16 protein-coding genes are annotated in these 20,928 nt (G+C 33.3%); 7 read left to right on the forward strand and 9 right to left on the reverse strand.

Annotation, left to right across the window (positions count from 1 at the left end; genetic code table 11):
- Positions 1 to 59: 59 nt before the first annotated feature.
- The 3 genes from rpoZ to NSQ74_RS21190 are packed head-to-tail and all read right to left on the reverse strand — an operon-like array spanning position 60 to position 1,828.
- Complete coding sequence (rpoZ, locus tag NSQ74_RS21180) at positions 60 to 287, reverse strand: DNA-directed RNA polymerase subunit omega (protein ID WP_173477811.1); 228 nt, start codon at positions 285 to 287, stop codon at positions 60 to 62.
- Positions 288 to 291: 4 nt separating this feature from the next.
- Positions 292 to 909 carry a guanylate kinase gene (gene gmk / locus NSQ74_RS21185; protein WP_340825911.1) on the reverse strand — a complete coding sequence of 206 codons (618 nt, stop codon included), beginning with the start codon at positions 907 to 909 and terminating at the stop codon, positions 292 to 294.
- Between the two features lie 43 nt (positions 910 to 952).
- Complete coding sequence (locus tag NSQ74_RS21190; RefSeq protein ID WP_340825913.1) at positions 953 to 1,828, reverse strand: YicC/YloC family endoribonuclease; 876 nt, start codon at positions 1,826 to 1,828, stop codon at positions 953 to 955.
- Between the two features lie 316 nt (positions 1,829 to 2,144).
- Here NSQ74_RS21190 and NSQ74_RS21195 point away from each other — a divergent pair, with 316 nt between their 5' ends.
- From NSQ74_RS21195 to NSQ74_RS21225, 7 genes are all read left to right on the forward strand, one after another.
- Positions 2,145 to 3,839: an Rqc2 family fibronectin-binding protein gene (locus NSQ74_RS21195; protein WP_340825914.1), complete on the forward strand. Its 1,695-nt coding sequence runs from the start codon at positions 2,145 to 2,147 to the stop codon at positions 3,837 to 3,839.
- A 251-nt stretch (positions 3,840 to 4,090) separates the two neighbouring features.
- Complete coding sequence (locus NSQ74_RS21200) at positions 4,091 to 5,776, forward strand: methyl-accepting chemotaxis protein (RefSeq protein ID WP_340825917.1); 1,686 nt, start codon at positions 4,091 to 4,093, stop codon at positions 5,774 to 5,776.
- 841 nt (positions 5,777 to 6,617) lie between these two features.
- Positions 6,618 to 8,273, forward strand: a complete 1,656-nt coding sequence (locus NSQ74_RS21205; RefSeq protein WP_337981926.1) for a peptide ABC transporter substrate-binding protein — start codon at positions 6,618 to 6,620, stop codon at positions 8,271 to 8,273.
- Between the two features lie 139 nt (positions 8,274 to 8,412).
- On the forward strand, positions 8,413 to 9,342 hold the full coding sequence (locus NSQ74_RS21210) for an ABC transporter permease (RefSeq protein WP_337981927.1): 930 nt from the start codon (positions 8,413 to 8,415) through the stop codon (positions 9,340 to 9,342).
- Positions 9,342 to 10,262 (forward strand): ABC transporter permease, encoded by a 921-nt coding sequence (locus NSQ74_RS21215; protein ID WP_340825922.1) that lies wholly within the window; start codon positions 9,342 to 9,344, stop codon positions 10,260 to 10,262. Before NSQ74_RS21210 ends, NSQ74_RS21215 begins: the two co-directional genes overlap by 1 nt.
- A 13-nt stretch (positions 10,263 to 10,275) precedes the next feature.
- The gene (locus NSQ74_RS21220; RefSeq protein ID WP_340825925.1) at positions 10,276 to 11,331 is read left to right on the forward strand and encodes an ABC transporter ATP-binding protein; all 1,056 of its coding nucleotides are present in this window, start codon (positions 10,276 to 10,278) and stop codon (positions 11,329 to 11,331) included.
- Positions 11,324 to 12,250 carry an ABC transporter ATP-binding protein gene (locus tag NSQ74_RS21225; RefSeq protein ID WP_340825926.1) on the forward strand — a complete coding sequence of 309 codons (927 nt, stop codon included), beginning with the start codon at positions 11,324 to 11,326 and terminating at the stop codon, positions 12,248 to 12,250. Before NSQ74_RS21220 ends, NSQ74_RS21225 begins: the two co-directional genes overlap by 8 nt.
- Positions 12,251 to 12,360: 110 nt before the next feature.
- Here NSQ74_RS21225 and NSQ74_RS21230 read toward each other — a convergent pair whose 3' ends face one another.
- The 6 genes from NSQ74_RS21230 to opp4A all read right to left on the reverse strand — a co-directional run bounded on the left by NSQ74_RS21230 (position 12,361) and on the right by opp4A (position 20,917).
- Entirely contained in the window at positions 12,361 to 12,492 is a 132-nt protein-coding gene (locus NSQ74_RS21230) for a hypothetical protein (RefSeq protein ID WP_340825927.1), read from the reverse strand.
- 89 nt (positions 12,493 to 12,581) lie between these two features.
- Entirely contained in the window at positions 12,582 to 14,327 is a 1,746-nt protein-coding gene (locus NSQ74_RS21235; RefSeq protein ID WP_340825928.1) for an ABC transporter ATP-binding protein, read from the reverse strand.
- A 32-nt stretch (positions 14,328 to 14,359) separates the two neighbouring features.
- Positions 14,360 to 15,577 carry a lanthionine synthetase C family protein gene (locus NSQ74_RS21240; protein ID WP_340825930.1) on the reverse strand — a complete coding sequence of 406 codons (1,218 nt, stop codon included), beginning with the start codon at positions 15,575 to 15,577 and terminating at the stop codon, positions 14,360 to 14,362.
- 75 nt (positions 15,578 to 15,652) lie between these two features.
- The gene (locus tag NSQ74_RS21245) at positions 15,653 to 18,685 is read right to left on the reverse strand and encodes a lantibiotic dehydratase (protein ID WP_340825931.1); all 3,033 of its coding nucleotides are present in this window, start codon (positions 18,683 to 18,685) and stop codon (positions 15,653 to 15,655) included.
- A 78-nt stretch (positions 18,686 to 18,763) separates the two neighbouring features.
- The gene (locus NSQ74_RS21250; RefSeq protein WP_340825932.1) at positions 18,764 to 18,940 is read right to left on the reverse strand and encodes a hypothetical protein; all 177 of its coding nucleotides are present in this window, start codon (positions 18,938 to 18,940) and stop codon (positions 18,764 to 18,766) included.
- 168 nt (positions 18,941 to 19,108) lie between these two features.
- Entirely contained in the window at positions 19,109 to 20,917 is a 1,809-nt protein-coding gene (gene opp4A, locus NSQ74_RS21255) for an oligopeptide ABC transporter substrate-binding protein (RefSeq protein ID WP_340825933.1), read from the reverse strand.
- Positions 20,918 to 20,928 lie beyond the last annotated feature (11 nt).

Genomic DNA, 20,928 nt, shown 5'->3' on the forward strand with positions numbered 1-20,928 from the left:
AATCAAAAAATCACTGCAGATTTTAACATTAACTTGGCAAAAGCTTTGTTACATCAATGTTAGATTTCGTCTTCGTACACAGCTGACTCATCTTGAGATACTTTCGTAAGTACACCTGCTGCTACCTCTTCAAGTGCTTTTCCTACATATTTATAGGAAACATATTTGTGCAAGCGCTCAGTGCCTTCAATCTCTTGCATTTGACGAGCACGTTTTGACGCTAAGCTTACTAAAGAATATTTTGAATCGATCTCTTTTTTTAAGGCATCTACTGATGGGTATAACATTGGTTTATTCTCCTCTCAACATTGACAAATATCTTTTTTCAACACGTTCTCTTCGACAATGCTCGGCTTTAATAATCGCATTTATACGATCACAGGCATTTGTCACTTCATCATTTTCAACTACATAATCATATAAGCTCATCATTTCAAGCTCTTCACTTGCAGTTGCGATGCGCTTCGCAATAACATCCGCTGTCTCTGTCCCACGCCCAACTAAACGATCTTTTAATTCCGTTAAACTTGGAGGGGCTAAGAAAATAAATAAGGCATCCGGTGCTTTTTTACGAATTTGCGCTGCTCCTTGTACTTCAATCTCCAAAAACACATCACGACCAGCATCAAGTGTTTCATTTACATACGTTAACGGAGTGCCGTAGTAATTCCCTACAAATTCAGCGTGTTCTAATAAGCCACCTTGTTCAATTAACGTTTCAAACTCTTCACGCGACTTAAAAAAATAGTCTACACCATCTACTTCACCTTCGCGAGGATTTCGTGTTGTCATTGAGATGGAATACTCATAATTCGTATTCGGTTGAGAAAATAATTCTTTTCGCACTGTCCCTTTTCCTACACCAGATGGGCCAGACAGAACAATTAATAATCCACGTTCTTTTATCATTTATTCTCTATATCTCCCTTAATTTATAACAGATGCAAGCATATTATTCGATATTTTGAACTTGTTCTCGCATCTTTTCTAAAATTGTTTTTGCCTGAACTACTGCAACGGCTGCTTCTGTCGATTGATTTTTTGAACCTATTGTATTAATTTCGCGATGAATCTCCTGCATTAAAAAGTCTAATTTACGTCCGATTGAAACTGTTTCTAGTAACGTTTCTTCCAGTTGGTTAAAATGACTATCTAAACGATCTAACTCTTCTGTTATGTCCACTCGTTCAGCAAATATCGCTACTTCTGCGAGCAAACGGTCTTCTAAGAGCGCTCCATCTGCTATTTCAGCAATTCGTTCTAATAATCGCGTACGATATTTTTCAACAGCAAGTGATGAATACGAGCGAATTTGATTCACTTGTTCCATTAACTGTTCCTTATATTGTACAACAACATCTTGCAATTCTTGCCCTTCACGCTCACGCATTTGGATCAACTGTCTAGTAGCTTCTGTCACCGCATGCTCAACTGCCCCCAATAAATCCTCTGGCGTTAGTTGCGGTTTTTTCTGTACTAACGCTTGCTCTAGCGCTAATAGCTCCTGCATTGTCCATTTTTCTTCTAGGGGTACTTTACTTGCTAATTGCTCTTTTGCCTTACGATACGCTTCAATTAATGACCAATTAATTTCAATAGATTGCTCGACGTTTTCTAAATCCTTCACATCTACCATCACATCAATTTTTCCACGTGATAAAGCTTGTGAAATCAATTTCTTAGCAAAAATTTCTGCTTCAAGCCATTCTTTTGGGAACTTTGCATGAATTTCTAAAAAACGATGGTTGACCGAGCGTATTTCTACGGTTAACTGAAAGTCTCTTGTTGTTGTGACACCTCTGCCAAAACCAGTCATACTACGCACCAAGGTTCGTCACACCTTTCTTTGCATACTGGGATTATTATAACATAAGCTCTGTCATTTATGACGTCTCTCCACAAAAAATTCGCTAGTGCAAAAATTAATTCTACCACATCTGAAGCTATATTTTAATATTCACCTAAAAAATGCTATGATAAACATACAAAAAATGCATTCATACATGAGATGGCTGTTTGAACACAATTTATAATAGGAAGAATCCCATCCTATTTGTTCATATACACAGACAAATATGGCGCAAAAATTACTATTATATACGAATACACAATGATGCAATATATCGTTGGAAAGAGGAATTAAAATGGCATTCGATGGCTTATTTACTTATTCAATGACAACAGACCTGCAACAATTAGTAACAGGTCGCATTACTAAAATACATCAACCTAATGCTCAAGAAGTTGTTTTACAAGTTCGCGCAAATGGTGGCAACCACAAATTATTGTTTTCTATCCACCCTTCCTATGCACGTGTACATCTTACTGAGCAAACAATAGAAAACCCTGCGGAACCTCCTATGTTTTGTATGTTATTACGTAAACATTTAGAAGGTGGTTTTATTTCATCTATTAAACAGCACGACCTAGATCGCATTATTATAGTAGAAATCCATAGTAAAAATGAAATTGGCGATCCAATTGTACGGGAATTACACGCAGAAATTATGGGTCGCCATAGTAACCTGCTATTAATTGATAAGGAACAAAATAAAATTATCGATAGTTTAAAACATTTATCACCATCGATGAATAGTTTCCGCACAATATTACCTGGACAGCCTTATATTGCACCACCTGCCCAAAATAAATGGCAACCCCTATCGGTCTCAGATGAGCAGTTAACAGCATTTTTTACTGAGCCGAAAACAGCAAAAGAAGTTGTTTCGCAATTTGTCGGCTTTTCTCCATTACATGCCGAGGAATTATTATTCCGCTTAACAACTGCAACTAATAAAGTAGTATGCTTCAGAGACTTTATGGCAGCCTTTCGTGATGGCGGCACAGAACCAATGTATGTATTTTCCAATAACAAAACCTATTTCTCTCCTATCGCTTTAACCCATTTACAAGGAGAAAAAACTGTTTATCCAAATGTACATGAACTGCTTGACCGCGTATTTTTTGCACGTGCTGAGCGAGATCGTGTGAAACAACAAGCTGGAGATTTAGAACGCTGGCTACAAAACGAAATCGATAAATTGTCATTAAAGATAAAAAAACTGACGAAAGACTATGAGCGTGCTTCCAAACTAGATCAATTCCAATTATTTGGGGAACTGCTTATGGCCAATATATACGCTTTCGAAAAAGGTGTGAAGGAAGTAACAGTAACTAACTATTATAGTGAGTCCGCTGAAGAAATTACGATTCCTGTAAGCGAACGTAAAACACCTATTGAAAATGCGCAAAGTTATTACACAAAATACACAAAGGCTAAAAATGCCCTTATTATGGTACAAGAGCAACTTGAAAAAACAAAAGAAGAAATTACTTATTTTGAGATGCTAGCTCAACAGGTTCAACAAGCAGCTCCAGGTGATATAGAAGAAATACGTGAAGAATTAGCGGAACAAGGTTATTTAAAACTACGTCACGCTAAGAAAAAGAAAAAACAACTAAAACCTGAACCAGAACATTATATATCATCTACAGGGACACCTATTTCTGTAGGCAAAAACAATAAACAAAATGATATGCTAACATTTAAAATTGCTAAACGTACTGATATATGGCTACATACAAAGGACATACCGGGTTCACATGTAGTCATTCATGCTACTGAGCCAGATGATACGACATTGCGAGAAGCTGCGACACTTGCCGCTTACTTCTCAAAAGCGCGCGACTCTTCCTCTGTTCCAGTAGATTATACAGAAATACGTCAAGTCAAAAAGCCAAATGGAGCTAAACCTGGATTTGTTATCTATTTCGAACAAAAAACATTGTTTATCGATCCAGATGAAACTGTCATTTTACAGTTAAAAAAACAGTCTTAAAGATAGGAATACGATGCTAATTGCATCGTATTTTTCTTTCACAAAGTTCTTTCTCCGCAATGTGTACTATATATAGATAAAAATCAATGCCTTTTGTGTTTTTTACAGGCTATGTTCCCTATTACGATATTTTAAGATTTCCACAATGATTATTCTGAACTGTTTCTACCTTCTGTTATTGACTTCTAGCTTCCACGATGTCTTAATTTAACTATAAAAATTTTTATCATTTCAGAAAGGGCGTATTCACTATGTCTGTTGGCAAAAAGTTAAGCTTCGGTTTTTTCTCGATCATCTTTACCTTATTCATTTCTTTGCTTATTTTGTTTATACAATTTTCTAAAATTGAGAGTAAAGTTGAAGATGCATTAGAAAATCGCGTCTCCTTAGTTGAACTATCGGATAATATTAAAATTGAATTAGCGACGCAAGGTCTTTTTATTCGTGCAATGTTTATTGAAGATACTCCATATAATAAGGAGAGTTTCGAAAAATATTCATTAATGCTTGATAAGCATGTTGAGGAAATTACAGAAAAAGCAGATTCACCCGAAATGATTGAATACACTAAAGAGCTTAATACATATAACAATGCTTTTAACAAAGCAGCTGATACTGTTTTAGCTTTACATGATGAAGGTAATATAGAAGAAGCTTTAAAAAAAGTAAATGGTGAAGCCCAACAAGCTAACATAGGGTTATCAGAAGTCTCTGATAAAATTGTAGATTACCAAAAGAATCAACTAGAAATTATTACGAAGGAATCTAAACAGGCAGTAAAAAATTCTCAAATTATTTCGGTTATTGCCCTTACTATTGGTGTAACACTCGGCTTATTCCTTATGTTCTATGTACAACGTAAAATTACTCGCCCTTTAAAATCAGTAGTAGTTGCTGCTAACAATATTGCAAATGGTGAATTATATCATCAAGATATTGCAAATCAATCTAAAGATGAAATTGGCCAGCTAGCAGTAGCCTTTAACACGATGAAAAGTAACGTTCGTAGTTTAATGACACATATACAAGAAAACTCCGAACATTTAACAGGCGCAGCCGAAGAGTTAACTGCCTCTACTGAAGAAGTTTCTGCTACAACAGACGAGGTTACATCACGTATTAATGACACCGCTGCGTCAGCAGTAGCCGCAACAGTTGCTGCAAAGGAAAGTGCTGCGGCTATGGATGAAACTGCAACAGGGGTACAACGTATTGCAGAAGCAACACAACAGCTTCACCATAGTGCTATTGCTACATCTGAAACAGCCAACAGTGGTAACAGCATTATAGAAGAAGCACAGCAACAAATGAACGTCATCAATGATTCAACTCAACTGATTAACACGCTCGTTCAAAAACTTAGTAAACAATCAGTAGAAATTAGCAATATTACAGAAGTTATAACAACAATTACGGATCAAACAAATTTACTTGCACTTAATGCCGCTATCGAAGCCGCACGTGCTGGTGAACACGGTAAAGGCTTCGCTGTAGTAGCAGACGAGGTACGCAAGCTAGCGGAAGAATCAAAACAATCTGCCAATCAAATTGTTGCATTAACACAAGACATACAACAAGATACAAAAAATGTAGAAAAGGCAGTATTTGATGGCCTTCATTCTGTAACAGATGGTGTTAAAATGATAGGAAATGCAGGCATTGCTTTTGAATCTATCGTTACAGCAATTAATACAATGTCAGATCAAATTGAAGATATTTCTGCAACTTCTGAAGAAATATCTGCCAGTGCTGAGCAAGTAGCAGCTTCTGTTGCTGAAATTGCTTATGGTGCTTCAGCAAGTGCTGACAATACGAAAATTATCGCTGAGGCAATGAAAGAACAAGCCGCAACAATCCAACAAGTAAACTTAGTAGCGACAGATTTAAGTGAAAAGTCTTTAGATTTACAAAATCAGATACATCAATTTAAGTTATAAACCTCAAAAAATACTCTAGGTAAACGACACATTGCGTTTGCCTAGAGTATTTTTCTATGCAATACATTTATTAAAAATCGAATGAATTGACGAACTTCAGAGGAATTTTTAATAAGAAATCATTTTTATACAAAATACATATCACCATGTAGATTTATGCCGAAAAAGAGAAAAACAAACTTCGAATTTTTATCTAAACGTTAATAAATAACGCTTTTTCATATATTCAACCGCTTTCCAAAGTGTCATAGTATTATTTTAAAAAAATATTAGACTACTATCTTGTGCTTAAATGGCACTATTCTATCTACTAAACCGCATGCTATTTAATACAAATTTCTCTCCTTTTCCCTTTTTTTCTCTCTTAAAGCTAAATACTAGATAAATACAAAACAAAATTTTTATATATCATTTATAGATAGTATTATTCATATTTTTAGATTAGAAATTACAAGAAATTACCTTATTAAAAATCATATTCACTTAGTTTTACGATGATTTTCTACAAAACTATATAAATTTCTTAAGGTATAACAACTGTGACTTTTGAATCATTTTTTATTGCGTCATAATATTATCGAAAAAATAGGAATTTTCGGTATAGTAAGTCATTTTTTCGATTTTGTTTTATTTTTGATATTTTTAGCTGTTTTAAATCAAATTCTCATTATTTAAACACTTTCGTACACTGAAGTAATAGACCGAAGAAAATTATTATTCTTGTAAATGTCAGATAATACTATATAAATTTGAATCTTTTTTATTTTGTGCACAATGACTTTTTTGGTATATTAAATAGGAGCTTCACAAAAGGCTTAAAAATTGTATAAGGGGGATTCACATGAATAAGAACAAAAAGTTTTTATTACTTACAGTCCTTGCAGTATTTTCACTAGTACTTGCTGCATGTGGCTTCGGTGGAGATTCGTCTGATAAAGCAAAAGACGATAAAAAAGATTCTGGTTCATCAGAAACAGCTTCTTCTAAAGAGTTGAACGTAGTTGTAGCTTCTGAGCCGCCATCTTTACATCCACAACTTGCAACAGATACTACTTCTGGGGCAATTCTTCAAAACGTATTTGAAGGTTTAATGGTTTTAGACCTTGATGGAAAACCAGCTCCTGGTATGGCTGAAAGCTATACAGAGAGTGAAGATTTATTAACTTACACTTTCAAATTACGTGATGCAAAATGGACAAACGGAGATCCAGTAGTTGCTGGCGACTTCGAATATGCTTGGAAATGGGCTTTAAATCCTGAAAACTTATCTGAGTACGCATCTTTACTTTACCCAATTAAAGGCGCTGAAGCTTATAACTTAGGCGAAGGTTCTGCTGATGATGTTGGTGTTAAAGCTGAAGATGACAAAACTTTAGTTGTAACTTTACAACAACCAACAGCTTACTTCTTAGAGTTAGTTGCATTTAAAACATATGCTCCTTTAAATCAAAAAGTAGTTGAAGGCAATGATAACTGGTACACTGATGCTGGTGAAAACTTCGTAACGAACGGACCATTCACATTAGATACTTGGAAACACAATGATTCAGTAGTATTAAAGAAAAACCCTGAGTATTGGGATGCTTCTAGTGTAGCTCTAGATACTGTAAACATTGGTATGGTTGAAAATGAAGCAACTGCTTCAACAATGTTCAAAACTGGAGAAATCGATTATTTAGGTTCTCCTTATCAAACAGTTTCACTTGATGAAATTGATGGCTTTAAAGCAGACGGTTCATTACAAATCGCTGACTATGCTGGTGTATACTGGTACAAATTCAATACAACAGACAAAATTACTGGAAACGCTAACATCCGTAAAGCGTTAACATTAGCAATCGATCGTCAAGGCTTAATTGACAACATTACTAAAGGTGAACAAAAACCTGCTTTAGGTATGGTTCCATCTGCAATTAGCGGTTTTGAAGAAGACCGTGGTTACTTCAAAGATAACGATATCGAAGGTGCTAAAGCAGCACTTGAAGCTGGTATGAAAGAACTTGGTATTAAAGATCCAAAAGATCTTAAAATTAATGTTTCATTCAATACAAGTGAAGGACATGCTTCTATTGCTCAATTCATCCAAGAAGGCTGGAGCAAAAACCTTGGTATTACTGTAGGTCTTGATAACTCTGAATGGCAAGTGTATTTAGAAAAACTTAACGTTCTTGACTACCAAGTAGGACGTATGGGTTGGATCGCTGACTACAACGATGCTTATTCATTCCTTGAAATGTATGATACAGCAGCAAATGGTAACAACGATACAGGCTGGGAAAACCCTAAATACAAAGAATTGTTAAAACAATCTATTGCTGAAGGTGATTCTGCTAAACGTTTAGACCTATTAAAACAAGCTGAATCTATCGCAGTTTCAGAATTCCCTGTTGCGCCAATCTACTACTACACTAACCTTTCAGTAGTTGATAAAAAAGTTAAAAACATGGTTCCAGATATTTTAGGTAACATTAAACTTAAATATGTTGATGTGGAATAATTTTCACTACTGAATCTTTTATCTTTTAAGCTCTACAGCGAAGAGCTGCCTCGTGGCCACTTCGGCGCGAGTCAGCTCTTTTTAAAATACGAAGGCATTTATTTGTCAGAAAATTGACAAATAGAAGGAGGAGTTTTATGTGATTAAATATATTTTGAAAAGGCTGATGTATATACTTCTCGCGCTTTTCGTCATCGTAACGGCTACGTTTTTCTTAATGCGTCTTGCTCCAGGTAGTCCTTTTGCAAGTGAACGTAATTTCCCTCCTCAAATTGAGGAAAAGTTAAACGAAACGTATGGATTAAATAACCCTTGGTATATTCAATATAAAGATTATTTAATCGATACGGCCTCATTTAATTTCGGTGAGTCTATGAAGTATAAAGCGCGTTCTACAAATGATATGATTAATGAGAGCTTCCCAGTTTCGTTAACACTTGGGATTGAAGCTATGCTATTGGCGATTGGATTCGGTGTATTAATAGGCGTAGTTTCAGCGCTTTATCATAATAAATGGCCGGATTATTTGGCAACGACCTTTGCGGTGCTCGGTATTTCAGTACCATCATTTATTTTGGCAGGCTTAATGCAGTATTTCTTAGCCTTTAAATTAGGCTGGTTCCCTGTTAGTGGATGGAAGGGCTTCATCTATAGTGTTTTACCTGCCCTTGCTATCGCATTCTCACACATGGGTTTTATCGCAAAATTAACACGTTCAAGTATGCTTGAGCAAAATAGCAGTGATTATGTAAAAATGGCACGTGCTAAAGGAATTGGCAAATGGACAATCGTTTTCCGCCATACTTTACGAAATTCCTTACTGCCAGTTCTTACTTACCTTGGCCCATTAACAGCTGGTGTTGTAACAGGTAGTTTCATCGTTGAACAAATATTCGCAATCCCTGGTCTAGGTAAACACTTTGTACAAAGTATTACAAACCGTGATTACACAGTTATCATGGGAACGACAGTGTTCTATTCAATCATCCTTTTATTTGCGGTATTAATTGTCGATATTCTATATAGCATTGTTGATCCGCGAATTAAGTTGAAGGGAGCGAAAAAGTAATGACACAGCAACCGATTAACAAAGATATGTTTAAAATTGTCGGTGGAAATCATGAAGCAACAGATAAATTAGCTGATAAATCCGTTTCCTTCTGGAAGGAAGTATTTATTCGCTTTTCACATAATAAAATGGCAATTTTCGGTTTAATTACACTGATTATCGTTATTATAATGGCGATTACTGTTCCAATGCTTTCACAATATAAATATAGCGATCAACTTGGTGTCTACAACAGTCCCCCATCTGCTGATTTTTGGTTTGGGACAGATGATTTAGGTCGTGATATTTTCGTACGTATTTGGGCAGGTGCTCGTATTTCCCTATTTATCGGGATTACAGCGGCTGTTATTGACTTAGTGATTGGTGTTCTTTGGGGAAGTATTTCAGGTTTAGCAGGTGGTCGTGTTGATAATATTATGATGCGTATTGCCGACGTATTAACAGCTGTGCCTTACCTTTTAGTTGTAATCGTTTTATTAGTAGTTTTACAACCAGGTTTATTCCCTATGATTATCGCCCTTTCGATTACAGGCTGGATTAGCATGGCTCGTATCGTTCGTGGTGAAGTATTATCCATTAAAAATCAAGAATATGTACTTGCTGCACGTACTTTAGGTGCGAGCACAATGCATTTAATCTTAAAACATTTAATTCCAAATGCACTTGGTGCGATTTTAGTAACAATGACTCTAACAATTCCGTCTGCTATTTTCACCGAGTCATTCTTAAGTTATTTAGGACTTGGTGTTCCTGCTCCGCACGCTTCATGGGGTACAATGGCATCTGAAGGGAATAAAGCAATTACAAATGCCCCTTGGCGTTTAATTTTCCCAGCAGTATTTATCTCACTAACAATCTTTGCGTTTAACGCAGTTGGTGACGGCTTACGTGATGCATTAGATCCAAAACTACGTAAATAAGGAGGTGGCCGAAATGAGTAAAACAATTTTAGAAGTAAAAGATTTAAAAATTAACTTTAAAACATATGCAGGGCTTGTCCATGCTGTGCGTGGTGTAAACTTTGATTTAAAAGAAGGTGAAACACTAGCGATCGTTGGTGAATCTGGTTCTGGTAAGAGTGTTACGAGTAACGCCTTAATGAAATTAATTCCACAGCCACCTGGTATTTATGAGTCAGGACAAATTTTATTTAACGGCCGTGATTTAATTCCACTTACTGATAAAGAAATGTCGAAAGTACGCGGAAATGAAATTGCTATGATCTTCCAGGATCCGATGACAAGTTTGAATCCAACTATGAAGGTCGGACGTCAAATAACTGAAGTAATTTTGCAACATAAGAAAGTTTCTAAGGCTGATGCTAAAAAACGCGCAATCGAACTTTTAACGCAAGTAGGTATCCCCTTCCCTGAAAAACGTTACAATCAATATCCACATGAATTTTCAGGCGGGATGCGTCAACGTGTTGTAATCGCTATTGCACTAGCGGCTGATCCTAAGCTGTTAATCGCCGATGAGCCAACAACTGCATTGGACGTAACAATCCAAGCACAAATTTTAGAATTAATGAAAGAAATCCAAAAAAGTTCTAAAACTTCTATCATTTTCATTACGCATGACTTAGGCGTTGTAGCTAACGTTGCTGACCGCGTAGCCGTTATGTATGCTGGTCAAATCGTCGAGTATGGTACAGTAAATGATATTTTCTATAATCCAAAACATCCTTATACATGGGGATTACTTGGTTCTATGCCTGATTTAGATAGTAATGAGGACGAGCTATTACGTACGATTCCTGGTTCACCTCCAGATCTTACGAACCCTCCAAAGGGAGATGCTTTTGCTGCTCGTAATGAATTTGCAATGGCGATTGACTATGAGCAAGAGCCGCCAATGTTCCAAGTAAGCGACACTCATTTTGCAAAAACTTGGTTGTTACATCCTGATGCGCCAAAAATTCCACTTCCAGATGCGGTTGCTAAACGTATTGAGGGCTTTTTAGCGAAGGAGGCAGAATTCAATGACTAAAACAGGTGCAAAAAAAATTCTTGAAATTAAAAACGTAAAGCAATACTTTGGTTCACCAAGCAACCCTATTAAAGCTGTTGATGGTATTAGCTTTGATGTTTATGAAGGTGAAACACTTGGACTTGTTGGAGAATCAGGCTGTGGTAAATCGACGACTGGTCGCTCAATCATTCGCCTATATGATATTACAGATGGCGAAATTATTTTCGATGGTCAAAACGTGCATGGTAAAAAATCAAAAAGCGATTTAAAGACTTTTAATCGTCAAATGCAAATGATTTTCCAAGATCCATATGCTTCGTTAAACCCTCGTATGACAGCTGGGGAAATCATTGCAGAAGCTTTCGATATTCATGGCTTATATAAAGATAAGAAAGAACGTCGCGAAAAAATCAACCAATTGCTTGAAGCTGTAGGTTTAAACAAAGAGCACGCCAATCGTTACGCACATGAATTCTCAGGTGGTCAACGTCAGCGTATCGGTATCGCTCGTGCCCTTAGCTTAGATCCAAAGTTCATCATTGCCGATGAACCAATTTCTGCACTTGACGTATCGATTCAAGCGCAAGTTGTTAACTTATTAAAACAACTACAAAAAGAACGTGGCTTAACATACCTGTTCATTGCCCATGACCTTTCAATGGTTAAATACATCAGTGATCGTATCGCTGTTATGTATCGTGGTAAAATTATGGAAATTGGTAAAGCCGATGATATTTATAATCATCCTGTTCATCCTTATACAAAATCATTATTATCAGCAATCCCGCTTCCAGACCCAATGTCAGAAAAGCGTCGTCAACGTATTCCTTACAAACATACAGAAGTTGACGAAAGCGCAACATACCATGAAGTTGGCGAACAACATTATGTTTATGGTACTGCTGACCTTGTGAAAACATGGGTTGCCACTAAATAATATATGATCCATCCATTGAACTTATGCAATGGATGGATCTTTTTTTTTGAGGATTCGATTATTCATCTCTTCTATAAATTGTAAGAAATACTATATTTACCATTATACACTTATTTTATCGGTGCATCAGCTATTAGTTCAAGATCTTGTATCTCTGTACCCGTTTCCCGATCAATATTATAGCTTTTTATCCGTTTATTGATTGCTATCGTTGACGTGCGGAAATACATTGGTATTATCATTGCCTTGTCACTCATAAACTCTTGCCATGCTATTGGGATTTTCTTATTAAGAATTTCTAATAAAGTGTGGGATTATTTAGTAATCGGAATTAGTTACCAATAAATTGTTTACTAGTTAATTTTTTATATGTGTCACACGATAATAATAATTCAGCATGTTTACCTATACATTCAATTTTACCTTTATTTAAAACTAAAATCTGGTCTGCATTTATAATAGTAGAAATTCTATGAGCAATTATTATTATTGATTGTTTTGATTTTCTAGTAATTAAAGAGCGTTGAATTATATCCTCTGATATTATATCCAAGTTTGCTGTCGCTTCGTCTAATAATAAAAAAGGAGCTTCTTTTAATAAGGCTCTTGCTATTGCAAGACGTTGTTTTTGTCCTCCAGAAATATTAAAACCATTTTCACCTAAATAAGTGTAGAATTTTTCTGGTAAAGAATTAATGAAATCTAGAGCATTAACTTCTTCACATATAGACAAAAGCTCGCTTTCTTTAATATCACGTTTAATCCCATATGTGAGATTTTCTTTAATCGTACCAGGGAATATATAGAAGTCTTGTGATACATAACTAAACTTATCACGCCAATCAGAAAGACTAAATTCTTTAAAAGAAATAGAATTAAGTTTTATTTCCCCTTTAGTAGGCTTGTAGAATTGTTCTAGAAGATAAAACAAGGTGGATTTACCACTACCACTTTCACCTACAATAGCTGTAATAGTACCTGGGTGAACTAAGAATGAAATACCATTCAAAACCCAAATTTTTTCATATTTAAAGTATAGATTTTCAACTTCTAAAGTATATTTCGAATTATTTTGATAATATGACAGTCTCTTACCATTTTCTTTTTGTTCTTCTATTTCTAAATTTAAAATATCAATAATGCGTTTACTAGAGCCAGAAAAAGATTGATAGCTAGCAATAAAGTTACCTATAATACCTAATGGAACACTAATTTGATAAGCATAAAATATAAATGCTAAAAGGTCTCCTGATGAAATCTCCCCTAATTGAATTCTATAAGAACCATATGCAAGTACAATCACAATCATTGCCAATGTTAACGTATTTACGAGTGGTAAAAGAAGGGATTCTATCTTAGATTTATTTTTTGTAACAAAATAAATTTCTCTAAATTGTTTTCTTCCTTCTTTCATTTCTTTGTTTTGAGTATTCGAAGCTTTTATTAATCTAATTCCGTTTAGAACTTTATATAAATATCCCGCAACTATTGAATTATGCTCATAATATAAAAAAGAAATATTTCTTAATTTCCTACTACTTATTGAAATTAATAAAATTATTATAGGTAAAAAAAATAATAGAGCCATAGTTAAATAAATATCTAAATACATCATAAAAAAAATTGAACCAGTAATTGATAGTATACCTGTTATTAGTCTTGCAAAATCATGAGACAATAAATTCATAGCTGCTGTAGTATCTGTTAATATTCTACTAACAATTTCACTCGATTGATTTTTTGCAAAAAAGTCAATCTTTGCATTCAACAATTTTCCCCAGATATTTTTTCGAAGGTTCAAAATTATCCTATTTCCTACAATTGATAATAAGAAGGATGCCACGCTCAAACTACATAGTTGTACTATAAATAAAATTAGTATTACCATGATTAATTTATACGCAATCCCATTATTTATATCATCAATTTGCATTTTCACTAAAATTGGTAGAATTAATGAACAAAAAGAACTAACTACTCCTAAAAAAATTGCAAAAAATAAAAGTTTAAATGGTGGGCTGGCATTTCGATATAAAATAAATAGCTTCTCTTTTTTTTTAATATAGAGTACCCCCATATCTATGTAATAATAAAATTAAACTTTATGATTTAATGCTTCAAAAAAATCCAATCCATTTTTTCTTTTTCATCTAACAAAATAGATACTATCACTATATAGACACTTATAGTTCCATCTATAATCCCCTCCTTGTACTCATTATCATTTCCTTCAACAGAGCAATCCGGAAATGAATTAAATCTGTTAAAATCTGAATTATCATGTAGTATGGTTAGTAACTTTAAAATATGTTCAATAAATTTGATATTTCCGAATTCTTTATACAGTAAGAATGTTTCGTAAATTACTCCTGATATTCCATGACAAAATACGGTGGAAACATTTGATTTCTTCAAGTATAAAGAATCCAGAAAAAGGGTGTAATTATTAATATATTTTTCTTTAAGTAATTTGTCATCTATTGCCTTAGATGCTAGAATCATAGACCTAGAAATCCCTGTAAGTCCATAACACCAAGAGAAATTAATATATTTTTTATGCCTAGGTGTATTAATAAAAGGTAAACGTTCAGGAAAAGTTAGGACACCTAATGATTTGAAATTATTTTTTTCAAAAAACTCGATCAAATTTAATATTGTATGATCCAAATTTTCTACTTCAATTTCTTCGAGTTTGACTATTGATAAAATTGATAAGATGCCTGATAAACCATGTGCAGTCCCTAAATTAATAATATTATTTTTTTCAACAGGATTATTTGAAAGTTTATTCATTTCAAATTCTGCATATAATATTATCTTTTTTACTAGTTCTTTAATTAACTGATTAAAATTATTATTTTCTTTTAGAAAAAGCATATATCTAACTACACCTGTTATTCCAGTAACAACATCATATTTCGATACGTCAAACTCTATAGGGAATTTCACAAGTAATTTCTTAATTCGATATTCTAATAATTCATTTAATGATTTTAAATAATGTTGGTATCTGCCTTCTTTTGCTAAAGATAAAACTGATGCCCCAATTCCACTTATTCCTTGATATAAAGATACATCTAATAAGTTAAAGTCTATTTTTCCATTTAATAATTCTAAATACCTATGTGCATAATAATCCCACTTATTTTGTGGATACAACTTATCTAAACTTGCATAAAATATACAAAGTCCAGGAATCCCATGACTAAGCGAATAAATACTTTTATCTTGAAAATTCATTTTTAAAGTACTATTTGCAAAGTTTTTCAAATGCTCTTCAAATAATAGTGAACAATGTTTTTGAAGCTTCAATGAAGTAATATACATGCGTCTCCTCCCCAAACATCAGATTAAAAACAAAGGAAAATTATTATGCTATACGGAAAAATCTTACACTGAAATTTAAATATGCTTAAGATATTTTAATAAACTATACATTAGTTGATTTTCTTTTTCTTTATCTATAATCATTAATCTATTCACATTCATATGAATTACTGATAGAACGATATCGTATATATTAGATTCCTGCAATCGAGCAACTTCTATTTGTTTTAAAAATTTTCTAAGTGCGTATGTTCTGAATTTTGAAATCTCTTCAACTTCGAAAACAGAACCTATTCCCTTATTTTCTAAGAGTTCATCTGTTAAGCTCAATTTCATTAATCTCTTATTTAAGCTATTTAGGTCTAAATAACGTTTTATTATTTTAATTTGCTTCTCTTTTTCAAAGCCTATATCATGAAATAAACATTTTATCGAATAAATAATTATTTTCTCAGTAGTTTCCTTTATTTTTTGGTTTAGATTCAGTAGCGCTAAACAATATTGACTGTCTGCAAAAAATACGTCATGAAATTGTTTTTCTAATTGCTTTCCCCCATATCTCATATATTCTGGGTAATACGTATCTATACTTACACTATCAACAAAATTTATGTCCATCCATTTTTTCGATAAATCTGACATATATGAAACCACAAGCTTAAAATTGAAGGATTCTACTTTTATCCTCAATCTAATATGCGGTCGTAAATCGATATATCTTATATAAAAATAAGAATTGATTTTTTTCTCTTTCAATAATTTATTCATAGTAGGATAAATATAATTTATTAATAGCTCATCTTGATAATCTTCTTTAATATATAGTTTATAGAAAATCCAATCATCGCCTGGTCCGTTTTTCCTTTTATCCCCAATATCGTTATACAGTGTACTAAATTTCTTTTTTTTACTCCTTTTATTTAATATAGATACTGTTAATTCTTCTTTAAATTGAAACTCTCTTACAGATTCGATATTTATACCATAGTCTACTTCAGTAAAATTTAGCTTATTTGACTTAGAAAATTCCTTTCTTAAAATTTTCAAATGTAGGGAATTTTCCAGATTAAAATATATTGTCGAATCTACACTTTTCAATTCAACTATGTTTGGTACTTTGTATGTTTTTCTCCATTTTGAAATTGCATCTTCCCAATCTTCATAATTAAACTGCTTGTCTAACTGTAAAATATACATATCTATTCTCCATTGTTTTTTAGATAGTACTATGTTTTTATATCTAATTCTTGGAGTAAAAACAAATTTATTATAAAAGATTGGAAAGAAAGTTTGAAATGGAATCTCTCCCTCTTTGCCTACCTCTAATAAAAATTTATAAATCGTAGGGAAATACGTTACCCCATGTAACATATTCGTTGTTTTAGGAATAATAATGTTATTTGTATCAGAATTTTTTAAATATAATTCTCCAAATTCATTAACTCCGGAAAGAATAGAATCAATTTTAATGTTATTTTTATACTTAGATAACCCCGAAAAAATAGGTATTTCATGTTTCCTAAGATTTATAGTTGAACGTATATTAGAAGCTCTACCATAAACACTTTGGCAACTAACTTCGGATACCTCATAATTGTCCCCATATATATTTCTTTCAAAATCAATTAATTTTCCAATCTCCTTAGAATACTTACTACTTAACAAAAATAAAAATCTACCTATAAATTGTCCTGCATTGGCCGTAAAATTTTCATTATTAACTGTCAGATAAACTTTATTAGGCTTTTGGACTACTGAGAACAGCACATCAAATGACTCATATACTTTAGTGAAATCTATTTTTTGATATCGTTTAAACTTTCTTAATTCCGAATCAGTAATCTCCAGTTCCTCTAATCCTTGAAATAACGCATTTGTTATTAAACTTTCCACATAATTATAGATTGGATTTTCTTTCATCTCATTTAAACTATCTAGAACCTTTGTCGAATACTCATTTATTTCAAGTGAATACAGTAATTCAACTAATTTTATTTCAGTATTGTAACCATATTTCTCAATAAAAGCTTTTTTAAAAGCTTCTAAATTCCAATTTTGATTTTGATAAATTAAAAAAAGGCTTAGTATATCAATTGCTTCCTTTAAGTCTTCATTAACATTTTTTCGCAATTCGTAATTAGGTTCAAATTTTAAATCTATTTGTAGATAGTCATTACAATTATACATTTTCCCCATTTTTGATCTTATTTTATTTAACAACTCAATGCTTTCACACTCACCTAATTCAAAAACCGAATATTCAGAAATATGGCATTGGATTTCATTAAGTAATTGAAACATTGGCTCATCTGTTAAATTAAATTTTATAAAAAATTGTAATAATTCATCGAGACTATTTGCGGTTGTTAAATTTGGACGCAAATTTGAATGTAATATTTCGAGTGTTATTAATTGTTTCAAATAAGATTTAATATCATTTATATTGATATCTTCATAAAAACTTTTCAATTCAAATAATAAAATAGAAAGTGGTATAAAATCAGCTGCAATTAACCTTATTTTTTTAATTAGCTCGTTATTCCGAATTGAAAAACTACTCTTTTCACCTTGCTTCTTATACCTATCAAATTGTCCATACATAGTTCTGTATGGAAAAAATATCCTATAACCCTCAATTAAATACATATCCACAAATTTTACATTTATAAAATCCCAAAAATGTTCCTGACCTTCTATTGTTTCTATTACACCTAGTAACCACATTGAATCTACTCTTATAAATTTCTTTAATTTTTTAGCCATTTCATCATTTGTAGTGGTACATAGTATATTTTTTTGAGAAACTTCTTGAACGCCAGAAAAAAGCCCAAATGGAGTTGATTTTGTAGAAATTCTTGCAAGGTATTTATATAAAGTGGCTATAATATTTCTTTTTTTCTTCTCACTCTTGGTATTATATTTGATAATTTCATTAAAGAGATTCGGATTAGCGAAATATATTGCTTCTTTAATAACTTGATTATTCAGAACCAATTTTAAAATGTTTTCTGGATTTTCTTCTAAGGATAATTTATTTATATAAAATGAAAGCGGAAAAAGTGGTGTTCTCACAATAGATAAATCCATTAAATCCCAATCTTTTCTCATCGGCTAATCTCCTCATTCAAATATCGAATTTTAACGAAATATAATGCGGCGAAAAGAATTTCTTTTCACCGCATACCATTATGGTCTTATAGGACAAGGTGGTATAAAGGAACAATTAGTTTCTTTAGTACTCGGCAGTGGGGGATCTGGACACCAATTTGGATGCCAAGAAATTGCTAATCCTCCCCTCTCCGAAATATCTTTTGAAGCCGGTGAAATTTTTAAATCTAAATCAAAAATATCTTTTTCCATCATTAACTCACCTCCTTATTAATACAAATAATTATCATTTTAAAAAGCAATTAGATACTTACTTTATTGTGAATATCTTTAAAGGGTAAGCACCACTCAACTCTCAAAGTATAATCAATTCAAGAGTTCTATTCACAAATTTAAATAAATACAATATTCACCATTTTATTATTATTTTATCGGCGCATCAGCTATTAGTTCAAGATCTTGAATCTCCGTACCTGTTTCACGATCGATATTATAGCTTTTTATACGTTTATTGACTGCAATCGTTGATGTGCTGAATAACGTTGGGACAACCATTGCTTTGTCTGCCATATATTCTTGCCATTTACGGAAAGCCCGTGCACGATATGTTGGATCTAACGCCTCTTGTGAATCAATATCATTTAACAGCTTCGTTAAATCATCCGATACGTAGCGACTAAAGTTAAATGCTGCTCCTTTACTATATAATCCTGCTGGTGAAGGGTTCGTTCCTGTACCCCAACCTGCAAGATACATATCAATTTCAGGATCATCTGCTTCTACTTTATCGTAGAAGCTATTAGCTTCGATTAAACGACCTGTCGTTAGTTGTACATCTAAGCCAACATCTTTCCAATTTTGACGATAATACTCAACAATTGCTTCAGCCGTATCAGAGCCTGCTATCGCTGCTAAACGAATAGTAAACTTATTGCCATCTTTATCTTCACGAAGACCATCACCATCTACATCTTTAAAGCCTGCTTCATCCAGTAATTCTTTCGCTTTGTCAGGATCATATTGATACCCCTCAAGCGTTCCATCATAGTAAGTTTTAAAAGCGGGTGGGATTAAGGAATTCGCACGCACACGTAACCCTTGATAAAATCTATCTGATACCGTTTCAATATCCATCGCATAGGCAATTGCTTGCCGCAACTGGACATCATTCATTTTTGCCTTTTCATCATAAATATTTTCGCCTTTTTCTTTGTCATATTTCCCTAACTTAAAGCCTAGATAGCTGTATGATAAGTCAGGTCGTCCCAAAATCGAAATATTCGATAAATTTTTTATAGTATCATATTGAGTAGCAGGGAATGAAGAGATGTCAAATTGTCCTGCTTTCAATGCCTCACCAATAGTAGAAGTTGAAACAACTTTAATAACTACCTTATCAACTTTTGGTTTACCTTTATAGTAATTTTCATTAGCCACCAACTGCACAGATTCGCCATTAACGATATTGTCATATTTAAATGGACCGAGTGTAATTGGATTTTTTCTTACAGCATCAGAAGAAATTAAATCTTTTACAGCAATCGATTTGAGCTGATGCTTCGGTGCTGCATAGCCCCATAAACCATCACCACCTGAATAAATAGCAGGTGACACTTTCTTTAACGAAATTTCTATCGTTTTATCATCAATCTTTTTAATGCCTGAAATCTTGTCTGCTTTACCCTCATGGTATTCTTCTGCCCCTACAATATTTTTAAAGTCATCATCATAGCGCACACCTTCATAATCGGGATGACCAATAATTTCATACGGATAGATTAAATCCTCTGCCGTTAATGGTGTGCCATCCGACCATTTCACATCCTCTTGAATGGTAATTGTCACTTTGTTATTGTCCGTATCAACATCTAATTTTGCGATTCCCTCATCTGTTATTAAAAAGTCACCATCAATCTCAAAAAGACTATTTGAAGCATAGCCCATAATGGAACTATCTGTGGCATCGGTATAAAGCTCAGCAAGAAAAATGCCTTTAAATGGTGAGTCTGCAACAAGCCCAACATGTAATGTACCACCTTCAATTGCTTCCCCTTCATTTGTTACTTTCGTCGGTAGCAAATTTGTATCTACTTTGTTATCTTCTGTTTGTGCTGGCTTATCGTTGCTGCCCTCAGCTTCATTTGACTGCTCTTTATCATTGCGATTGCAGGCGGTAGCTAATAGCAATATGATTGCCAACGTAATAACATTCATCAACCACTTTTTCCTCATTGTTATTGCCT

It is taken from the genome of Lysinibacillus sp. FSL W8-0992 (genome assembly GCF_038008685.1).
GTDB lineage: Bacteria > Bacillota > Bacilli > Bacillales_A > Planococcaceae > Lysinibacillus.